This window comes from Leeuwenhoekiella marinoflava DSM 3653, from assembly GCF_900129005.1.
Lineage (GTDB): Bacteria > Bacteroidota > Bacteroidia > Flavobacteriales > Flavobacteriaceae > Leeuwenhoekiella > Leeuwenhoekiella marinoflava.
Window position 1 is genome coordinate 130182 of record NZ_FQUN01000011.1, and the last position, 14767, is coordinate 144948.

The following is a 14767-nucleotide window of genomic DNA, read 5'->3' on the forward strand; positions in this document are numbered from 1 at the left end:
ACTTAAAGCTTACAGCATAAAACTGTCTATAAAGGTATCTTGCTGCTCAACGCATTTGATGTATAAATCGAAATAGTTTCCATCCTTAAAATACTGTACAGTATCTCCTGCTGCACAGCCCAAAATTGCAGCTCCAAGAGCTGTCAGCACTGAGGTTTCCTGCGAATCTTCAGAAACATTGGAATTTAAAATTAACGTTGTGTTCAGCTCTTTTGAACCTAAAGCCAGCAATACGTTACTATGAAGTCGTACCACATCATTTGGCATATGCTGAGCATCCCAAATTCTGGCACTATGCAATTTAGCATCTAATACCCTTAACGCACATCCATAAGAATCCTGAATAAGATGATGTGAAAAATTCATCACCTTTTTAAGATGCACATATTCTTTCTTTTCCAGTAAAAAGTGATTGTATTTCATAGCTACAACTAAAAAAGCCCGTACCCGATAGTGTGATCCCTACTTCACGTGAATCGGGGTTTGGGCTTTATTAAGTTTAATTCAAAAAATACCAGAGAAGACGCACTTGCTCAATTTGAATGCTGCTCCAATTAATTCGTATTAAATCACCTTAGGCCAAAACCACAAAGCTTTCTAATCTTTATTACCGAGCAAGCGCGCACTAACTAACAGAAACTTTTCTCTGGATTGTTTTAGTTTTTTTGGCTAATTAACTAAACACTTATTTTAATGCGATTTCTCCAGCATCAAGAGCTTTCTTAAGGTCTACGCGCACTGTTTTAACTGTGTTGAAGAATTTCTTTCCATCCTTTAATTTCACATCAACTTGAGCTACGCAACCATTTTCTTCAGTTATTTCTGTAACTTCTATCTCTTTGTTTATAAGCGCTCTGTAATTTGCTATTCCACCACGCTTAATGATAAAATTGCTCTTCGGAAAATTGATATGCTCAAATGAACTGGTAGATGGTGATGCTATTTTTAAAATATCACCAGCTTTAAGTTTTGGAGTTGTGCACGTATCTTGTGCCTGAATAGATAAGGTTCCTAATGCCATTGCGGCTACAAATAGTATAGTTTTCATGAGATTGATATTTAGGTTATTAAAATTGTTCTACTACTTATTATAAAGCAAGGCATATGCCAGTAGATCAAAACTAAACATTCAAAATTTTAAAAAATTGAAAATCAGGGCGTTAGTTTGAATTCAAACTGTTTAAATAAAGTGGTGTTGGGTACAGAATACCCGGGTTGGATACAAACTACCCACCTATACGGGTTTTGCTTAGAATACCACAAGCAAATGAAGCCATTTTCAATACAAACAAGTCTTTTAATTAAAAAAGCTCACAAACAGTTAAATACACAAGGTGAAGCTTAGTCTTTTAGAAAAAAAACAGGATTAACTTATTAATCAAAAAAAACAAGCCAAATAAGACCATAATTAAAAGAATCATTTGCACGTAAAATTTTAGTTGGTTTCGTTTCATTTCATTTCATTTTAATTAGACCAAATGAGTATTTAGTTAATGTACACGTACGTGAGTTTATCTACGTTCTAGCAAAGAAAGTTTCTTATAGACCGTACTTTGCAACGCTCTAAACGCCTTCAAATGTTGAGTAAAAAGACTTCGATGAAGGTCATGTTCACGATTCCATTTCAGATTATAAGTTTCATGTCCATATTCTTTTTCTTTTAACAACCGTTGTTCTTGTCGAAAAATCGATGCCATAAACAACGTGTTTTTTCTCCGGAAGGCTAAGAGATTATAGTTTATGTCTATATTCTTTAAAAGTTGCTTTTCAATAACTGCTAATTGATTTATCTCGGTAGTCAAGTTTTCTAAATGCGTCATCCACAGGTTCAACTCTTCAATATCCTTGTTGAAGAGTTGAATTGTAAAAAAATAATCTTGAGTAGTGCTCATTGCTGAAATTCATTCATTTACTTCAAACTCTTTCTAGAGTTAACTTAAGTTATATAGCCTCTATACTGTTTAAGAGCTTACATTTTAACTTAGAACACTGTTCTATATGATAATTAAATAAGACTCTAAGTTGCTCATGCTGATGCTGATAATAGTACTCACAATCCATATCTTCGCATTCTCTAATTTCAGTAATCTGATTTAAATACTTACCAAGCAAATCAAGCAGTACGCTTGTTTCAGCCTTTTTATCGGTCAATTTGTGGATCAAAATTTCTGATTTAAAAGATTTTCTTTCTCCTAACCAAACAAAACTTTCTAACTCCTTAGCGGTTAATTTTAGAAGAGTCATCCAGGTTTGAAGTTCTACGTAATTATTTTTTTGATAAAGGTCTACTTCATTGTCGTGTGCATAAATTTTTGTATCCATCATATAAAAGCTTATCAATTAAAATTCGTTTTGAGCAGCACTGTCTAAGTCCAATCGAGGCTCATTTTTCTGTATTACAGGATATTACCATCAATCGAAACCTGCTGCTGAAAAACCCCTTTGATCAAAAGTGATTTAGATCCATTAGGAAAATCCCATATTACCTCATCACCTGTTGAGTAACCAATCAATGCAGCTCCCATAGGAGCCATCACCGAAATTCTTTTTTCAGCCAAATTGCTTTTTGCCGGGGATACGACGTAGAAATCCTGTTCCCAATCTTCCCATGCAACAATAACTTTACTGTTAAACCGAACCACATCTTCAGGAACTTCAGTATCATCACAAATTATCGCAGCCTGTAATTCTGCATTTAGATTATTAATTGATTTACGTACCAAGGGATCGTCTAAATGATACGAAACATTCATAATGCGTTTCAAAAGCACATATTCTTTCTTTTCTAAAATCAAGCTTCCATATTTCATAATTTCTGATTTGTTTATGGGAAAATCCCGCGTTGTACATAGGCTTTCTCAATGCGTTCGATAGCCAAAATATAGGCTGAAGTTCTCATGTCTATCCCCCGCTCTTCTGCTGTCCTACTTACATTTTGAAAACTTGTACGTAACTTATTTTCTAATTTTGCTATAACTTCATCAAGTTTCCATAGCTCTCCATTTCTATTTTGCAACCATTCAAAATAACTGGTAATAACCCCACCGCTATTGCATAATATATCGGGTATGATGGTGACTCCTTTATCCAGAAGAATACGCTCTCCTGCTGCATTTATTGGTCCGTTTGCTCCTTCTGCGATCAGGCTCGCTTTAATACGTTCTGCATTATCTTCGGTTATCTGATTACCCAAAGCAGCGGGTATAAGGATATCACAGTCTATGCTGAAAAAATCATCTTTATTTATTTCTAGGGTATTCGGAAAATTTTTAATACCTGTTCCGCTGGTATTCGCATAGTTAAAAAGTGCTTCTACACCAATGCCTTCTTCTGAATATATACTTGCAAAAGCATCTTGAACCCCAACCAGTACGGCTCCATCTTTTTCCATAAAATATGCGGCCCAGTTACCTACATTACCAAATCCTTGTACGCTGTATTTCTTTGCTTTAAGCGAAATATTATTTGCATCTGCCCATAACTTAATACAGAGATAAACACCATACCCTGTAGCCCTGTCGCGGCCTTCTAAACCCCCAGAACCCACAGGCTTTCCCGTTACAACATGCTGATAAGTTGAACGTTCAGACGGACTCTTCGTAGACATGTAGGTATCTGCAATCCAAGCCATAGTCTGGGCATTTGTATTTACATCTGGTGCCGGTATGTCGTGTTCAGGACCTATATTATCACCTAACGCATAAGTGAATCTTCGCGTAATACGCTCTAATTCTGATTGAGAGTACAGTTTGGGGTTTATCTGAATCCCACCTTTTGCACCTCCATAGGGCAAGCCTGCTAAAGAGGTTTTCCAAGTCATCCACATCGCTAATGCTTTTGCTGCATCAACATCTACAGTATCGTGATAGCGCAATCCCCCTTTGTAAGGACCAAGTGCATTATTATGCTGAACTCGATAACCCTTAAAAATCGCCACTTCTCCAGAATCGAGCTTTACCGGGAAATGAATGATGATCTCATTTGTCGTGACACTAAGTATTCTACGTATATTCGGATTTAAGTCTATTTGATCTGCTGCATTATTAAATTGCCCAAGCACATTTTCTACCATTCCAGTAGCCTGTGTTTTAGCACTGGTTTTTTGAAGTTTTTCTTTTTCTAGCGTTATCATAATTTTTAAAATGATGTAATTTCAATTAAGGTTTAGGGTTTTGTCAAAGTGTAGGTGATGATTTTCTGTTTGAGGAAAATCATACTCGCTACAAGACCACACCTGATCTTTATACGCGGTCAACACACAAGTTTTTAAATGAATACAGCTGAGGCAAATTGAAAATGAATTCGTTTTCATAGTATATAATTTTCACCCGAAAATTGAGATTAAAATACTTCGAGTACGTTTACACAACCATTAAAACAAGAGCCTTGCCAAACAATCTAAACCCATAAGCATTACACCTCTAAAAGACTAATTACTAGAACAGTATGCTTGTTTCCCCAAAAAAATAATAATAAATCTGTAAACCTTATTTACCCGACTGGATAATTAGCACCCGCAATTAACACAAAGAGCCCCGACCTTATATTAAGACCGAAGCTCTTATAGATTTAGAATAAAAAGACTCGTGCTAATCCTTCAACTTTTCCCGCAAAGTTTTACGGGTAATTTTAAGTATTTCGGCCGCTTTGGTTTTATTATTCCCGGTTGTTCTAAGGACCTTTTGAATGTACTTTTTTTCCATTTCACCCAATGTTAGTAATGCTTCATCAGGAAAATCTAACTTGTATTTAAGGTGTTCGGGCAAATGATCTATAGTGATGTGGGTATCACACAAAATCACGGCCCGCTGTATAACATTTTCAAGTTCCCGAATATTTCCAGGCCATTGATAGCGCTTTAAAACTTCTAACACGTCCGGATCTATTTTAACGAAACGGTCTTTGTATTCTATACCATATTTGAAAAGAAACTTATCAACGAGTAAGGAAATATCGGACACCCTTTTACGCAATGGTGCTACTGCTATCTCAACGACACTGAGCCTGTAATACAAATCTTCCCTAAAGCTTTGGCTTTTAATCATTTCAAGCAAATCACTATTCGTTGCAGCGATAACTCTAACGTCTATCTTCTCAGCGTTTTGAGACCCGATACGCATGACTTCCTTTTCTTGTAAAACCCGTAGCAATCGGGCTTGCACTGCAAGGGAGGCATTGCCAATTTCATCTAAAAAAATAGTACCTCCTTGCGCAGCCAAAAAGGCTCCTTTTCTATTGGTATCTGCACCTGTAAAAGCGCCTTTGGTATAGCCAAAAAGTTCGGCTTCCAGTAAATTTTCAGGAATACCCCCACAGTTTACTGCTATAAATGGCGCTGTAGCAAACTTACCGGAGTAGTGAATAGCACGGGCTACGAGTTCTTTTCCTGTTCCACTTTCACCCGTTATAAAAATAGTTGCTTTATTATTTTTTACGCGTTCAATAATTTGAATGACATCATTTATCTTTTCAGAAGAACCTATGATTTCTTCATGCGTATTTTTTGCTCCTGTAGCGGTAGAAGATTTTTGAGAACCACTATCTGAAGTTTTAGGAATTGTACGCGCAATAGCCGCTTTCAATTCATCTTTTGTAAAAGGTTTCGTGAGGTATTCTAGCACCCCAGATTTCATCACCGTTAGTGAATCCTGTACAGAAGGATACCCGGTAACTACTAGCTTTGGTAGATTGGGATAGTGCTCTGATACAAATTTTAAGAGCTCAAAACCATCTATCTGCGGCATTTTAAGATCTGTAATCATAAGATCTATATGACTATCTCGTAAAATATGCACCGCCTCTTTTACAGAGACCGCACGATAGGTGTGATAGTTCCAAGAATGTAAATGCCGCTGTAAAAGCTCTAAAATGTGCAAATCATCATCTACAATAAGTATATTCTCTTTTCGTAATCTCATGCTTTCCTATTTAGGTAAACGAACACTAAATATAGCGCCTTTATCGGTATTGTTTTGAGCTACAATACTGCCCTTATGACTAGCCACAATACCGTGCACTACACTAAGTCCTAATCCAGAACCTTCGCCTGTAGGCTTTGTGGTAAAAAAGGGCTGAAATACTTTTTCTAAAGCCTCTTCACTAAGTCCTGGACCTTCATCAAGTATTTTCAGAATAATGTGCTCCGTGTCTTGAAAGGCCTCGATAGTTACAACACCATTTTTAGGGGAAAAATAAATAGCGTTGATTATAAGGTTAAAGATAATTTGAGTAATCTGCACAGTATCTGCCTGAATGACAAGCGCTTCTTCTTCAATCTTCACCTGATAGCTTACCTGTTCTTTTCTAAACGTCGCTTCTAATAAATCGAGTGAATCATAAATATGCGGAACGATATTGATATGTTTTTTTTCTTTTGGCATCGCACATGCAAAAAACATCAGCTTCTTTACTACTTCTCTTGAAAAAATCGTGTTCTTAATTATCTTATCAAGATCTGAAGCAGCTGTTTTATCAGATGCCATACTCTCTTTAAGTAATTCTGCAAATCCTAGGATATTTGCTAATGGAGTATTAAGCTCATGAGCTATTCCGGCTGTTAATTCTCCCAGTATCGAAAGTCTGTCTGCGTGCTCCATTTGCCTTTTTAGTAGACTTTCATTTTTTTTAATAGCAACACGTTCTAGGAAATCTCCTATTTTAAGTGCTATATTATCAATTAATTGCTGCTCTTCTCTTAAAAAAGACATCTCCTTTTTTTTGAGAGAAACCACTATAGCTCCTTCTTCTTTATTGAATAAATATATTGGAGATGAAATGCTTGCTTTGTTATCAGAAAATCCAGTCTTAATCTGGGTTTTACCTTTCCTTATTAATATTCCTGTATATTCTGGAAATTGAAATGCTTTTTTTAAACTGAAAGCAATAGCCTGAAATGTTTCTTCCTGATATTCAGGATCAGCATTCACCAAAATCGAAGAAACCTCATAAAGACAGGTCAACTCTTTAATACGCTCTTTTAAAGCCTCTTCAGTAGCATTCATATTTTATACTATTAATTTAAAGTGTAAGCTTAACCAGCACTATTGGGTTTAATTCTTAAAATAAGATACCCTATAATTGCAGCTATTACCGAACCTATGAGTATTCCCATCTTTGCTGATAAATTGTAGAAGGGATCACTTTCAAAAGCTAAATTAGAAACAAAAATAGCCATCGTAAAGCCTATTCCGGCAAGAAATGATGTTCCTATAATATGCCGTAGCGTAATATCTTTAGGTATATTGATAAGTTTAATCTTTTTAACAAAAAGAATTATAGCTGTTATTCCTATACTTTTTCCCAACACCAACCCTAAAATTATATTTACAACCAGTTGTGTATCTAATGCTACTTCACTGGTAAGGTTTACACCTGCGTTAGCCAGTGCAAATATAGGAATGATTAAATAAGCAACCCAGCCATGCAAACTGTGCTCCATATGTTGTAAGGGGGATTGATAACGACTGGTCCAATCTTGAAGATCATCAATTTCCTGTATTTGTTCTTTACTTAGAATAGGTTTTTTAGAGATTGCTGACATTTTAATAGTTGAAGTGATTGCGACTAAGTTCTCTATAAATTCAGGCGTATTGATTTTTTGCCTAATAGGAACCGAAAATGCCAGTAGAACTCCTGCAAGTGTAGGATGAATGCCTGATTTGAGGAATAAAACCCAAATCACCAATCCGAAACTTATAAGTATAAATTTTGAATAATACTGTTTATAAGACAATATATAGATGAAGACCAAAAGAATCAGTGCGATTATTAGCATTGTCAAATTAATCGTTCCGCTATAAAAAAAAGCAATCACCACTATGGCTCCTAAATCGTCTACGATAGCAAAGGCCGTTAAAAAAATTTTGAGGCTTAAGGGTACTTTTTTACCTAATGCATTCAGAATAGCTAAAGAAAAAGCAATGTCTGTAGCCATAGGTATACCCCAGCCTTTCAGGGTTTCAGGATTTTGATTTAAAATCAAAAAGAATGCAACCGGTACAACCATTCCGCCCAATGCTCCAAAAAGCGGAAAGGCCATTTTTTTTAAAGAGTTTAACTCACCTATAAGCACTTCGCGCTTTATCTCTAAGCCAATCAAAAAAAAGAAAATGGTCATAAACCCATCATTAATCCAGAGAATTAAGGGTTTGTACAATTCAAAGCCTTCCGTTTTAAAACCTATTTTATAATTCCATAAATCAGAATAACTATCTCCTAACGAAGAGTTAGCCCATAACAAAGCTAGGAGTGTTGCTAACAGCAGAAGTATTCCGCCGGAGCCTTCAATTTTTACAAATTTTTGGAAAAGAGTTTTGCTGAATAGGTTTTTATCCATAGTTAGAATAGAGATTATGATGTTAGATTTACAGGCAGTAGCTAGTTGTTGAGCTCTAGTATTACTATTAAGAGCTCTTTTTTACTCTATAAAAAAGAGTAATTTGGATCACGATCCCAATAACGATAAGAAAACCAATTTCTAAAGTTGAAATAAGTTTACTCGTATTCAAAGATTTCTGGGCACTATGCATTAGATTTTCACTCTCATGTACCTGTATTTTTGACAAAGTAACCAAAGCATCTTGCATCGTATCAAGAGTATTAAAAATTTCCGTTTTTAACCGTTCAAAATTGGCGGTTTGTTGAATTATTTGAGGTTCTAATATTTGTATTTTTTCAAAACTCTCTTGCAGGCCTCTCAATTGGTTTGACTCCTTCTCGGTTAATTTTGTATTCTGAAAATCAGAAAGAAGTTTTGCTATCTTTTCATTATTCTCAAGCAATTTTTTAGAAATAGCACTGTCTTTTAAAGCCAGCCTTTTTGCGGCTAACATGTTAGAGATAGAAAAAATATAATCCTGTACCAGTACCCGGTCTTCAAACACTTCATTTACCGATTTCTGAGCGGTTTCAAAATGATGTTGATCAATTCTATTGGTTGCCAGAACCAATAAAAACACCACCGAAAGTGCTAATATCGTGTTGATGCGTTTTGCTAAAGGTAAGTTTGAAATCATAATAATTTGCTTTAAAACAGGTTTTATCACTAAAAGCAAAATACTCACCACAAATCACCACCAAACAACAACCAATTGATTATCAACAAGGTAAACCTAATCAGCTCTAAATAAGAAATTTCCTATCGGGTAATATGGAATCAAATTGGGTAATAAAGACCCGCTCTAATAATATTCAATCAATAAAAAAGGCTTCCGGAATGGAAGCCTTTTCAAACCAAAATTCAATTATTACTTAAAACGTTAAAGTCAATTCGTTTTGAGAAGACCAGTCAGAATAGATGATTTGATTGTCTTTCACTAAACCAATTCTAAATTCACGTGCAGTTTTGCGAGTTCCTTCGGTTTGTTTTACACTTACTTTTAAGGTGTTTTCAGCAGTTTTGAATGCTGAAAAATCTAAGATCGCATAATCGCCATCCTGATAACCAAAACCTTCTCCGGCATCATCATACAGGCTTCCGAAAGCATTTCCTGATTTATCGGGATTGATTAACAATGTGAGCTTTTTTGTACTATAATCTTCAGTGCTTTGAATTACCGGTCCCATAGGAACAATTGCTCCATCACGCAATTTTACGATTGCCTGATAGGTATCATCTGTTTCTTCAAAGGCGATGTCTTGCCAATCCCCTTCAGGCATTTTTAAACCCTCTGCCCAACGCGGAATAACCAATAGATTTTCACCCAATAGAAAACTCTGTTGCTCTTCGCGTAAATTTTCGTCCTGAATATCAGCAAAAAAAGTAGGACGCATAATCGGCATTCCTGTGGTTGCTGCCTCGTGAAACAAAGTATACAAATAAGGCATCAAACGGTATCTGCGATTGATTGCTGTACGCGACACATTCTCAATCTCTTCCCCAAAAGCCCATGGCTCCTGATCTTCGGTTTCGTTAGACGTGTGGTTTCTGGAAAATGGGTAATATGCTCCTAAAGCAATCCAGTTTCCGAATAAATCTGCAGACGGACTTTTTGTAAATCCTCCAATATCGGGACCGTTAAACGGCTGACCCGAAAGACTCAGGTTTATAGACATCGGGATCGACATTTTTAAGTTATCCCAGGTTGCAGAGTTGTCTCCCGTCCAGGTCGCAGCATAGCGTTGCCCGCCAATATAATTAGCTCTGGAGAGTACAAAAGGGCGCTTCTCTGGATTCACAGCCATGATTCCTTCACGACTAGAACGCACCATTAAGAGTCCGTATACGTTATGATAACGCAAATGCACATCTCGTGGTAAATCGCCTCCTCCCCGGTGAATATTGTTATCTGGCATAGAACCACCCGGACCGTCAAAAACGGCCGGCTCGTTCATATCATTCCAAACCCCGTCAATTCCCAGATTCATAAAATCTTTATATAAAGAAGCCCACCATTTTTGCGTTTCAGGTCTGGTATAATCCGGAAAAGCAACCTGCCCCGGCCATACTTCGCCATTATATTCATTACCTGCAGCATCTAAAACCCAGTGATTACCGGCACTACCCTGCTGATAAACGGAATACAGCGAATCTTGCTTTACACCCGGATCAATCATAAATACCGACTTAAAGTCTCTGGCATGCAGATAATCATTCAAGCCTTTAGGATCAGGAAACCCTTCAGGATCAAAAGTGAAAACTCTAAAGCCGTCCATATAATCAATATCCATCCAGATTACATCTGCCGGAATTTTTCGAGCTCTAAACTCGTCTGCCAGTTCCTGCACATTGGTATCCGGAAAATAAGAATAGCGCGACTGCTGATACCCCAAAGCCCAGATTGGCGGCATTGCCATCGTTCCGGTAAGTTCGCCAAGCGCTACCATAACCTCTTGCGGCGTTTCCTTCTCGATAACAATAACTCTAAAAGAAGGCCCTTCACTGATGATATCAACTCCGTTTTCTAAACGAATTTCTTGTCTCCATGAATTGTCTGCCAAAATACCAAAAGCGCTTCCGTCTGCACGTACACCTAAAACCCAGGGATGCGCCTGATACAATTGCTTGCCCTCAAACTTGGCATACTCGTAATTATCGGTATTCCATAAGGTAACATCAGAGCCGTTGCGGCGCAAATCACCTATAACTTCTCCGGTTCCGTACAGATCTGTTTCTGGATTTAAGTCGAAATGAACCGAATTCTTTCCATCCATTTGAATGAATTGCGGCTTCACCTTCCAGGCTGCAGGAAGTGAATCGCGCTTCGGTAACTCTTTAAGCACTGCCAGAGAAGGAAGCGTATGAATCGAGTCGAAATCTTTTGGGTAAAATACTGCAATATCTGGTTCTGCCAGACTTGCCGATTGTGCAAAAGCAGTTTGTAAACATGCTGTTAATGCTAAAATATACAGTAATGTGAATTTCTTCATTTTAAAAAACTAGTTTAATTGAATGATCATTGGGGTTTTTGCTGCTACCGTAAGTGTATCGGTCAGCGCAATAGTTTGAGACGTGATGATGTCTGTTCCACTTGTAGTTTTAAGGTCTGCTGCAAAACGTGCCAGGTCTAAGGTTTGGTCGGTTTCGTTATTATTCAAAACCACCATTACCTTTTCTGCGCCTAAACTTCTGAAATAGACATACACATTATGCTCCGGGATATACTGGGTGAGTTCTCCTGAGTGAACGGCTTTTGACGTTTTTCTCCAGTTGAGAATTTTCTTGGTAAACTCAAAAAATGCTTGTTGCTGTGCTGTTCTTTCGGAAGCGCTAAAAGCGTTTTGCGCATCTGCTTCCCAACCTCCGGGAAAGTCTCTGCGGATATCCCCGTCTCCTTTAGATTTGTCACCACGCATCCCTAGTTCTGAACCGTAATACAACTGAGGAATACCACGTGTGGTCGCGATAAGACTAAGGCCTAACTTATACGCATTGATGTCCTGATCGTAAATGTCGTTAAACCTTCTGGTGTCGTGATTCTCTAAAAAGACTAAAAGATTATCTGGATTTGGATATAGAAAATCATTAACAAAATTGTCGTAAGCTTTCATGATACCGCTTCCCCAGCCGCCTTCTTCTGCAAACATGTGCTCAACGGCATTGTGCAGTGTAAAATCCATTACGGAAGGCAAATAGGTGTTGTAATTTTGAATCGCACCGATCTTGCTGTCTTTTTGCCAATAAGCGATCTGCGCCTGGTTATGCAACCAGACCTCACCAACAATGTTGAAGTTAGGGAACTCGTCCATGATGGCTTTGGTCCACGTTGCAATACCTTCTTTATCATTATAACTGTAGGTATCTACCCGCAACCCGTCAAGGTCTGCGTATTCGATCCACCAGATTGCATTTTGAATCAGGTAATTGACCACTAACGGATTTTGCTGATTGAGATCCGGCATGGTTTTTACAAACCAGCCATCCACACAGTATTTAAAATCGCTGTCCGATTTATGCGGGTCAAACTGGGTTTCCATACGATAATTCGATTGGGCATAACCCGGAAATTGATTGATCCAATCGTAACTGGGTAGGTCTTTTATCATCCAGTGTTGTGCTCCCCAGTGATTGGTCACATAATCCATAATGAGCTTCATATCGCGTTTGTGCAATGCTGAAGCCAGGTTTTTATAATCTGCATTGCTTCCGTAACGGGGATCTATGGTGTATACATCGCTCTGTGCATAGGTGTGATACGAATAGGCAGGATCATTATCTTCAAGAAGTGGTGTACTCCAGATAGCCGTAACGCCCAACTCCTCTAAATAATCCAGATGCTCTGTAATCCCCTGGATATCGCCACCGTGTCTTCCGCCGCTTTTGCTTCGGTCTAATTTATCGTCTAAACCTTTTACAGAATCATTATCAGGATCTCCATTAGCAAAACGGTCTGGCATCAGCAAATAAATAACATCGCTACTGGTATACCCTTCGCGATCTGCAGCATGTTCAGCTCGTTCTTTCAATTCATATTCCCGGGTAAATTGCAGCTTTCCTTTTTTCTTAAAATCAAAATGAATCGTTCCGGCTGCTACATCTTGAGTTTCAATACTCACAAAAATATAATTGGGATTTTCGGTTTTAATCACTCCGGTAACCGGAATTTCTTCTTGCACCGAAATGCTAAAATCTGCAATATTGGTTCCGTAGAATAGCACCTGTATTTCAGACTTCTCCATCCCTGCCCACCAGAACGGCGGTTCTACCTTTTCTAGTTGCGCATAACTGCTATAACTATACAGACAACTCCATACCAGCAGCATAAAATACTTTACTGTACTTCTCATAATTTTTACTGTAAAAGCAGTCTCCTGTTCTTAAAGAATAAGAGGCTGCCTGATGTTTCTGTTTTAAATTAGTGCATCACAGACCAAACTGCATACCCGTTTGCAGGGGCTTCTAGCTGTGCACCGCCATCTTCACCGGTTATTGGTGAATAGGTCGTATTTTCAGAATAATCCATCAACTGTACCTCATTCCATCCGGTAGCGATTGTACGTCTTTTTGTACTGCTGTTAGCGGTGATGTATACAATAAGTCCCGGATTGTCTGCATTACCTTTTCGCTTTGCGATATACTCATCTTCATCTGTGTACAAGACTTCCAGGTCTCCGGTTGCCAACGTATTGTGAATGAGGATCAGCTTATTCAACTGCTCCTTAAACGCTGCGTTCTCATAGTCCAGATAGAAAACCGTAGGATAACCAGGATGCGTCATGATAAAAGCATAAGCCTTTAATTTATTGGAAGACTCGATGTAGTTATCGATGTTTCCATCTTTTTCGGTATCGTGATTTGCTGTGAAGGTTACCGCTTTGTCCGGATGGGTTTGCCATACCTGATCTCTGGTCAAATACGTCAAGTCATCGTTACGGTCAAAAGCTTGTTCCATTCTGTAAAATGCGGCAAAGTCAAAAGCACCGCTACCGGTAGCTTCTATGTGCTTACGGATGAGATCTGGATCTCCATCCCACAATTCACTTACTGAAAAACCACCCACTTCTGCCAACCAGTCTTTAATTACAAACGATTCAAAACCCAATACATAGTCAAACCTCCAGCCGTCAAAGCCCATTTCATTTTTGTAATAGTTTGCTACGGAATTGTCCTGTTTCCACAACCAGTTTTGAACCCGCTCTCTGTGGTGGTCTAGATTGGTTTCTGCATAAAACAAACTACCCGGATCGTAATTACTCACGCTATTGGGATAAAAATCTTCATAGTTTCTGTTGAACATTCCCGAAGCATTACCGTGGGTTTCATCAAAAAGACTATAGGTATCTTTATCACGATACGGATTGTACTCCAGACCACCACCCGAATTGTGATTCAATACAATATCTGCGATCACTTCCAGATCATTCTCGTGAGCGGTTGCGATCAAATTCTCCAGATCTGCACGCGTTCCAAAACGAGTTGGAGTCGTCCCATGCTGCTCAAAATTTCCAAAATCATAATAATCAGACACATCGTATCCCATAGAATACCCACCTGATTGTCCTTTTGTAGCAGGGGGTAACCAGATACGGTCTATACCCGCTTCGCTCCAGTCTGCAACTTTACCGGAAAGGGTATTCCACCATTCAAAACGAGGCTCAACATCCCAGTAAAACGCTTGCATCATGACTCGGCTACCGTTATCGTAATCTTCTAGATTAAGTGCCGTAAATTCAACAGGATCTACAACTCCGCTATCCCCATCCGTTGGTACCTCGACGCTGTCATCTGATGCACATCCTACACTCAAGAGTAGTATAAAAAGATACAGCAATAGGTTTTTAAAAAAAAATTGTTTCATATACATTCTATTTAAAAAAGGCTGCACCAGGC

The 14767-nt window shown here is 38.2% G+C and carries 13 protein-coding genes; all 13 read right to left on the reverse strand.

Annotation, left to right across the window (positions count from 1 at the left end; all coding sequences use genetic code 11):
- Positions 1-9 precede the first annotated feature (9 nt).
- The 13 genes from BUB91_RS11285 to BUB91_RS11350 all read right to left on the reverse strand — a co-directional run bounded on the left by BUB91_RS11285 (position 10) and on the right by BUB91_RS11350 (position 14735).
- Positions 10-423, reverse strand: a complete 414-nt coding sequence (locus BUB91_RS11285) for a GreA/GreB family elongation factor (RefSeq protein WP_128759350.1) — start codon at positions 421-423, stop codon at positions 10-12.
- Positions 424-685: 262 nt separating this feature from the next.
- The gene (locus BUB91_RS11290; protein ID WP_073099343.1) at positions 686-1048 is read right to left on the reverse strand and encodes a hypothetical protein; all 363 of its coding nucleotides are present in this window, start codon (positions 1046-1048) and stop codon (positions 686-688) included.
- A gap of 463 nt (positions 1049-1511) precedes the next feature.
- Positions 1512-1892 (reverse strand): hypothetical protein, encoded by a 381-nt coding sequence (locus BUB91_RS11300; protein WP_073099345.1) that lies wholly within the window; start codon positions 1890-1892, stop codon positions 1512-1514.
- 49 nt (positions 1893-1941) lie between these two features.
- Positions 1942-2325 carry a hypothetical protein gene (locus tag BUB91_RS11305; protein ID WP_128759351.1) on the reverse strand — a complete coding sequence of 128 codons (384 nt, stop codon included), beginning with the start codon at positions 2323-2325 and terminating at the stop codon, positions 1942-1944.
- A 71-nt stretch (positions 2326-2396) separates the two neighbouring features.
- Positions 2397-2810, reverse strand: coding sequence for a GreA/GreB family elongation factor (locus BUB91_RS11310; protein ID WP_073099347.1), 414 nt, complete (start codon positions 2808-2810; stop codon positions 2397-2399).
- Positions 2811-2824: 14 nt separating this feature from the next.
- Complete coding sequence (locus BUB91_RS11315) at positions 2825-4132, reverse strand: Glu/Leu/Phe/Val family dehydrogenase (RefSeq protein WP_073099348.1); 1308 nt, start codon at positions 4130-4132, stop codon at positions 2825-2827.
- 457 nt (positions 4133-4589) lie between these two features.
- A complete protein-coding gene (locus BUB91_RS11320; RefSeq protein WP_073099349.1) occupies positions 4590-5918 on the reverse strand; it encodes a sigma-54-dependent transcriptional regulator in 1329 nt (442 codons plus the stop codon).
- Between the two features lie 6 nt (positions 5919-5924).
- Positions 5925-7001 carry a sensor histidine kinase gene (locus BUB91_RS11325; RefSeq protein ID WP_073099350.1) on the reverse strand — a complete coding sequence of 359 codons (1077 nt, stop codon included), beginning with the start codon at positions 6999-7001 and terminating at the stop codon, positions 5925-5927.
- A gap of 29 nt (positions 7002-7030) precedes the next feature.
- Positions 7031-8335 carry a Na+/H+ antiporter NhaA gene (gene nhaA / locus BUB91_RS11330; RefSeq protein ID WP_073099351.1) on the reverse strand — a complete coding sequence of 435 codons (1305 nt, stop codon included), beginning with the start codon at positions 8333-8335 and terminating at the stop codon, positions 7031-7033.
- Positions 8336-8402: 67 nt separating this feature from the next.
- On the reverse strand, positions 8403-9014 hold the full coding sequence (locus BUB91_RS11335) for an MCP four helix bundle domain-containing protein (protein ID WP_073099352.1): 612 nt from the start codon (positions 9012-9014) through the stop codon (positions 8403-8405).
- 235 nt (positions 9015-9249) lie between these two features.
- Positions 9250-11367 (reverse strand): TIM-barrel domain-containing protein, encoded by a 2118-nt coding sequence (locus tag BUB91_RS11340; protein WP_073099353.1) that lies wholly within the window; start codon positions 11365-11367, stop codon positions 9250-9252.
- A 9-nt stretch (positions 11368-11376) separates the two neighbouring features.
- Entirely contained in the window at positions 11377-13224 is a 1848-nt protein-coding gene (locus tag BUB91_RS11345) for a glycoside hydrolase family 13 protein (RefSeq protein ID WP_073099354.1), read from the reverse strand.
- 68 nt (positions 13225-13292) lie between these two features.
- Positions 13293-14735, reverse strand: a complete 1443-nt coding sequence (locus BUB91_RS11350; RefSeq protein ID WP_073099355.1) for an alpha-amylase — start codon at positions 14733-14735, stop codon at positions 13293-13295.
- Positions 14736-14767 lie beyond the last annotated feature (32 nt).

What these genes read in the sequence shown, in the direction of transcription:
- BUB91_RS11285 (WP_128759350.1), bottom strand. Translation starts at nt 423, where the DNA reads ATGAAATACAATCACTTTTTACTGGAAAAGAAAGAATATGTGCATCTT.
- BUB91_RS11290 (WP_073099343.1), bottom strand. Translation starts at nt 1,048, where the DNA reads ATGAAAACTATACTATTTGTAGCCGCAATGGCATTAGGAACCTTATCT.
- BUB91_RS11300 (WP_073099345.1), bottom strand. Translation starts at nt 1,892, where the DNA reads ATGAGCACTACTCAAGATTATTTTTTTACAATTCAACTCTTCAACAAG.
- BUB91_RS11305 (WP_128759351.1), bottom strand. Translation starts at nt 2,325, where the DNA reads ATGATGGATACAAAAATTTATGCACACGACAATGAAGTAGACCTTTAT.
- BUB91_RS11310 (WP_073099347.1), bottom strand. Translation starts at nt 2,810, where the DNA reads ATGAAATATGGAAGCTTGATTTTAGAAAAGAAAGAATATGTGCTTTTG.
- BUB91_RS11315 (WP_073099348.1), bottom strand. Translation starts at nt 4,132, where the DNA reads ATGATAACGCTAGAAAAAGAAAAACTTCAAAAAACCAGTGCTAAAACA.
- BUB91_RS11320 (WP_073099349.1), bottom strand. Translation starts at nt 5,918, where the DNA reads ATGAGATTACGAAAAGAGAATATACTTATTGTAGATGATGATTTGCAC.
- BUB91_RS11325 (WP_073099350.1), bottom strand. Translation starts at nt 7,001, where the DNA reads ATGAATGCTACTGAAGAGGCTTTAAAAGAGCGTATTAAAGAGTTGACC.
- nhaA (WP_073099351.1), bottom strand. Translation starts at nt 8,335, where the DNA reads ATGGATAAAAACCTATTCAGCAAAACTCTTTTCCAAAAATTTGTAAAA.
- BUB91_RS11335 (WP_073099352.1), bottom strand. Translation starts at nt 9,014, where the DNA reads ATGATTTCAAACTTACCTTTAGCAAAACGCATCAACACGATATTAGCA.
- BUB91_RS11340 (WP_073099353.1), bottom strand. Translation starts at nt 11,367, where the DNA reads ATGAAGAAATTCACATTACTGTATATTTTAGCATTAACAGCATGTTTA.
- BUB91_RS11345 (WP_073099354.1), bottom strand. Translation starts at nt 13,224, where the DNA reads ATGAGAAGTACAGTAAAGTATTTTATGCTGCTGGTATGGAGTTGTCTG.
- BUB91_RS11350 (WP_073099355.1), bottom strand. Translation starts at nt 14,735, where the DNA reads ATGAAACAATTTTTTTTTAAAAACCTATTGCTGTATCTTTTTATACTA.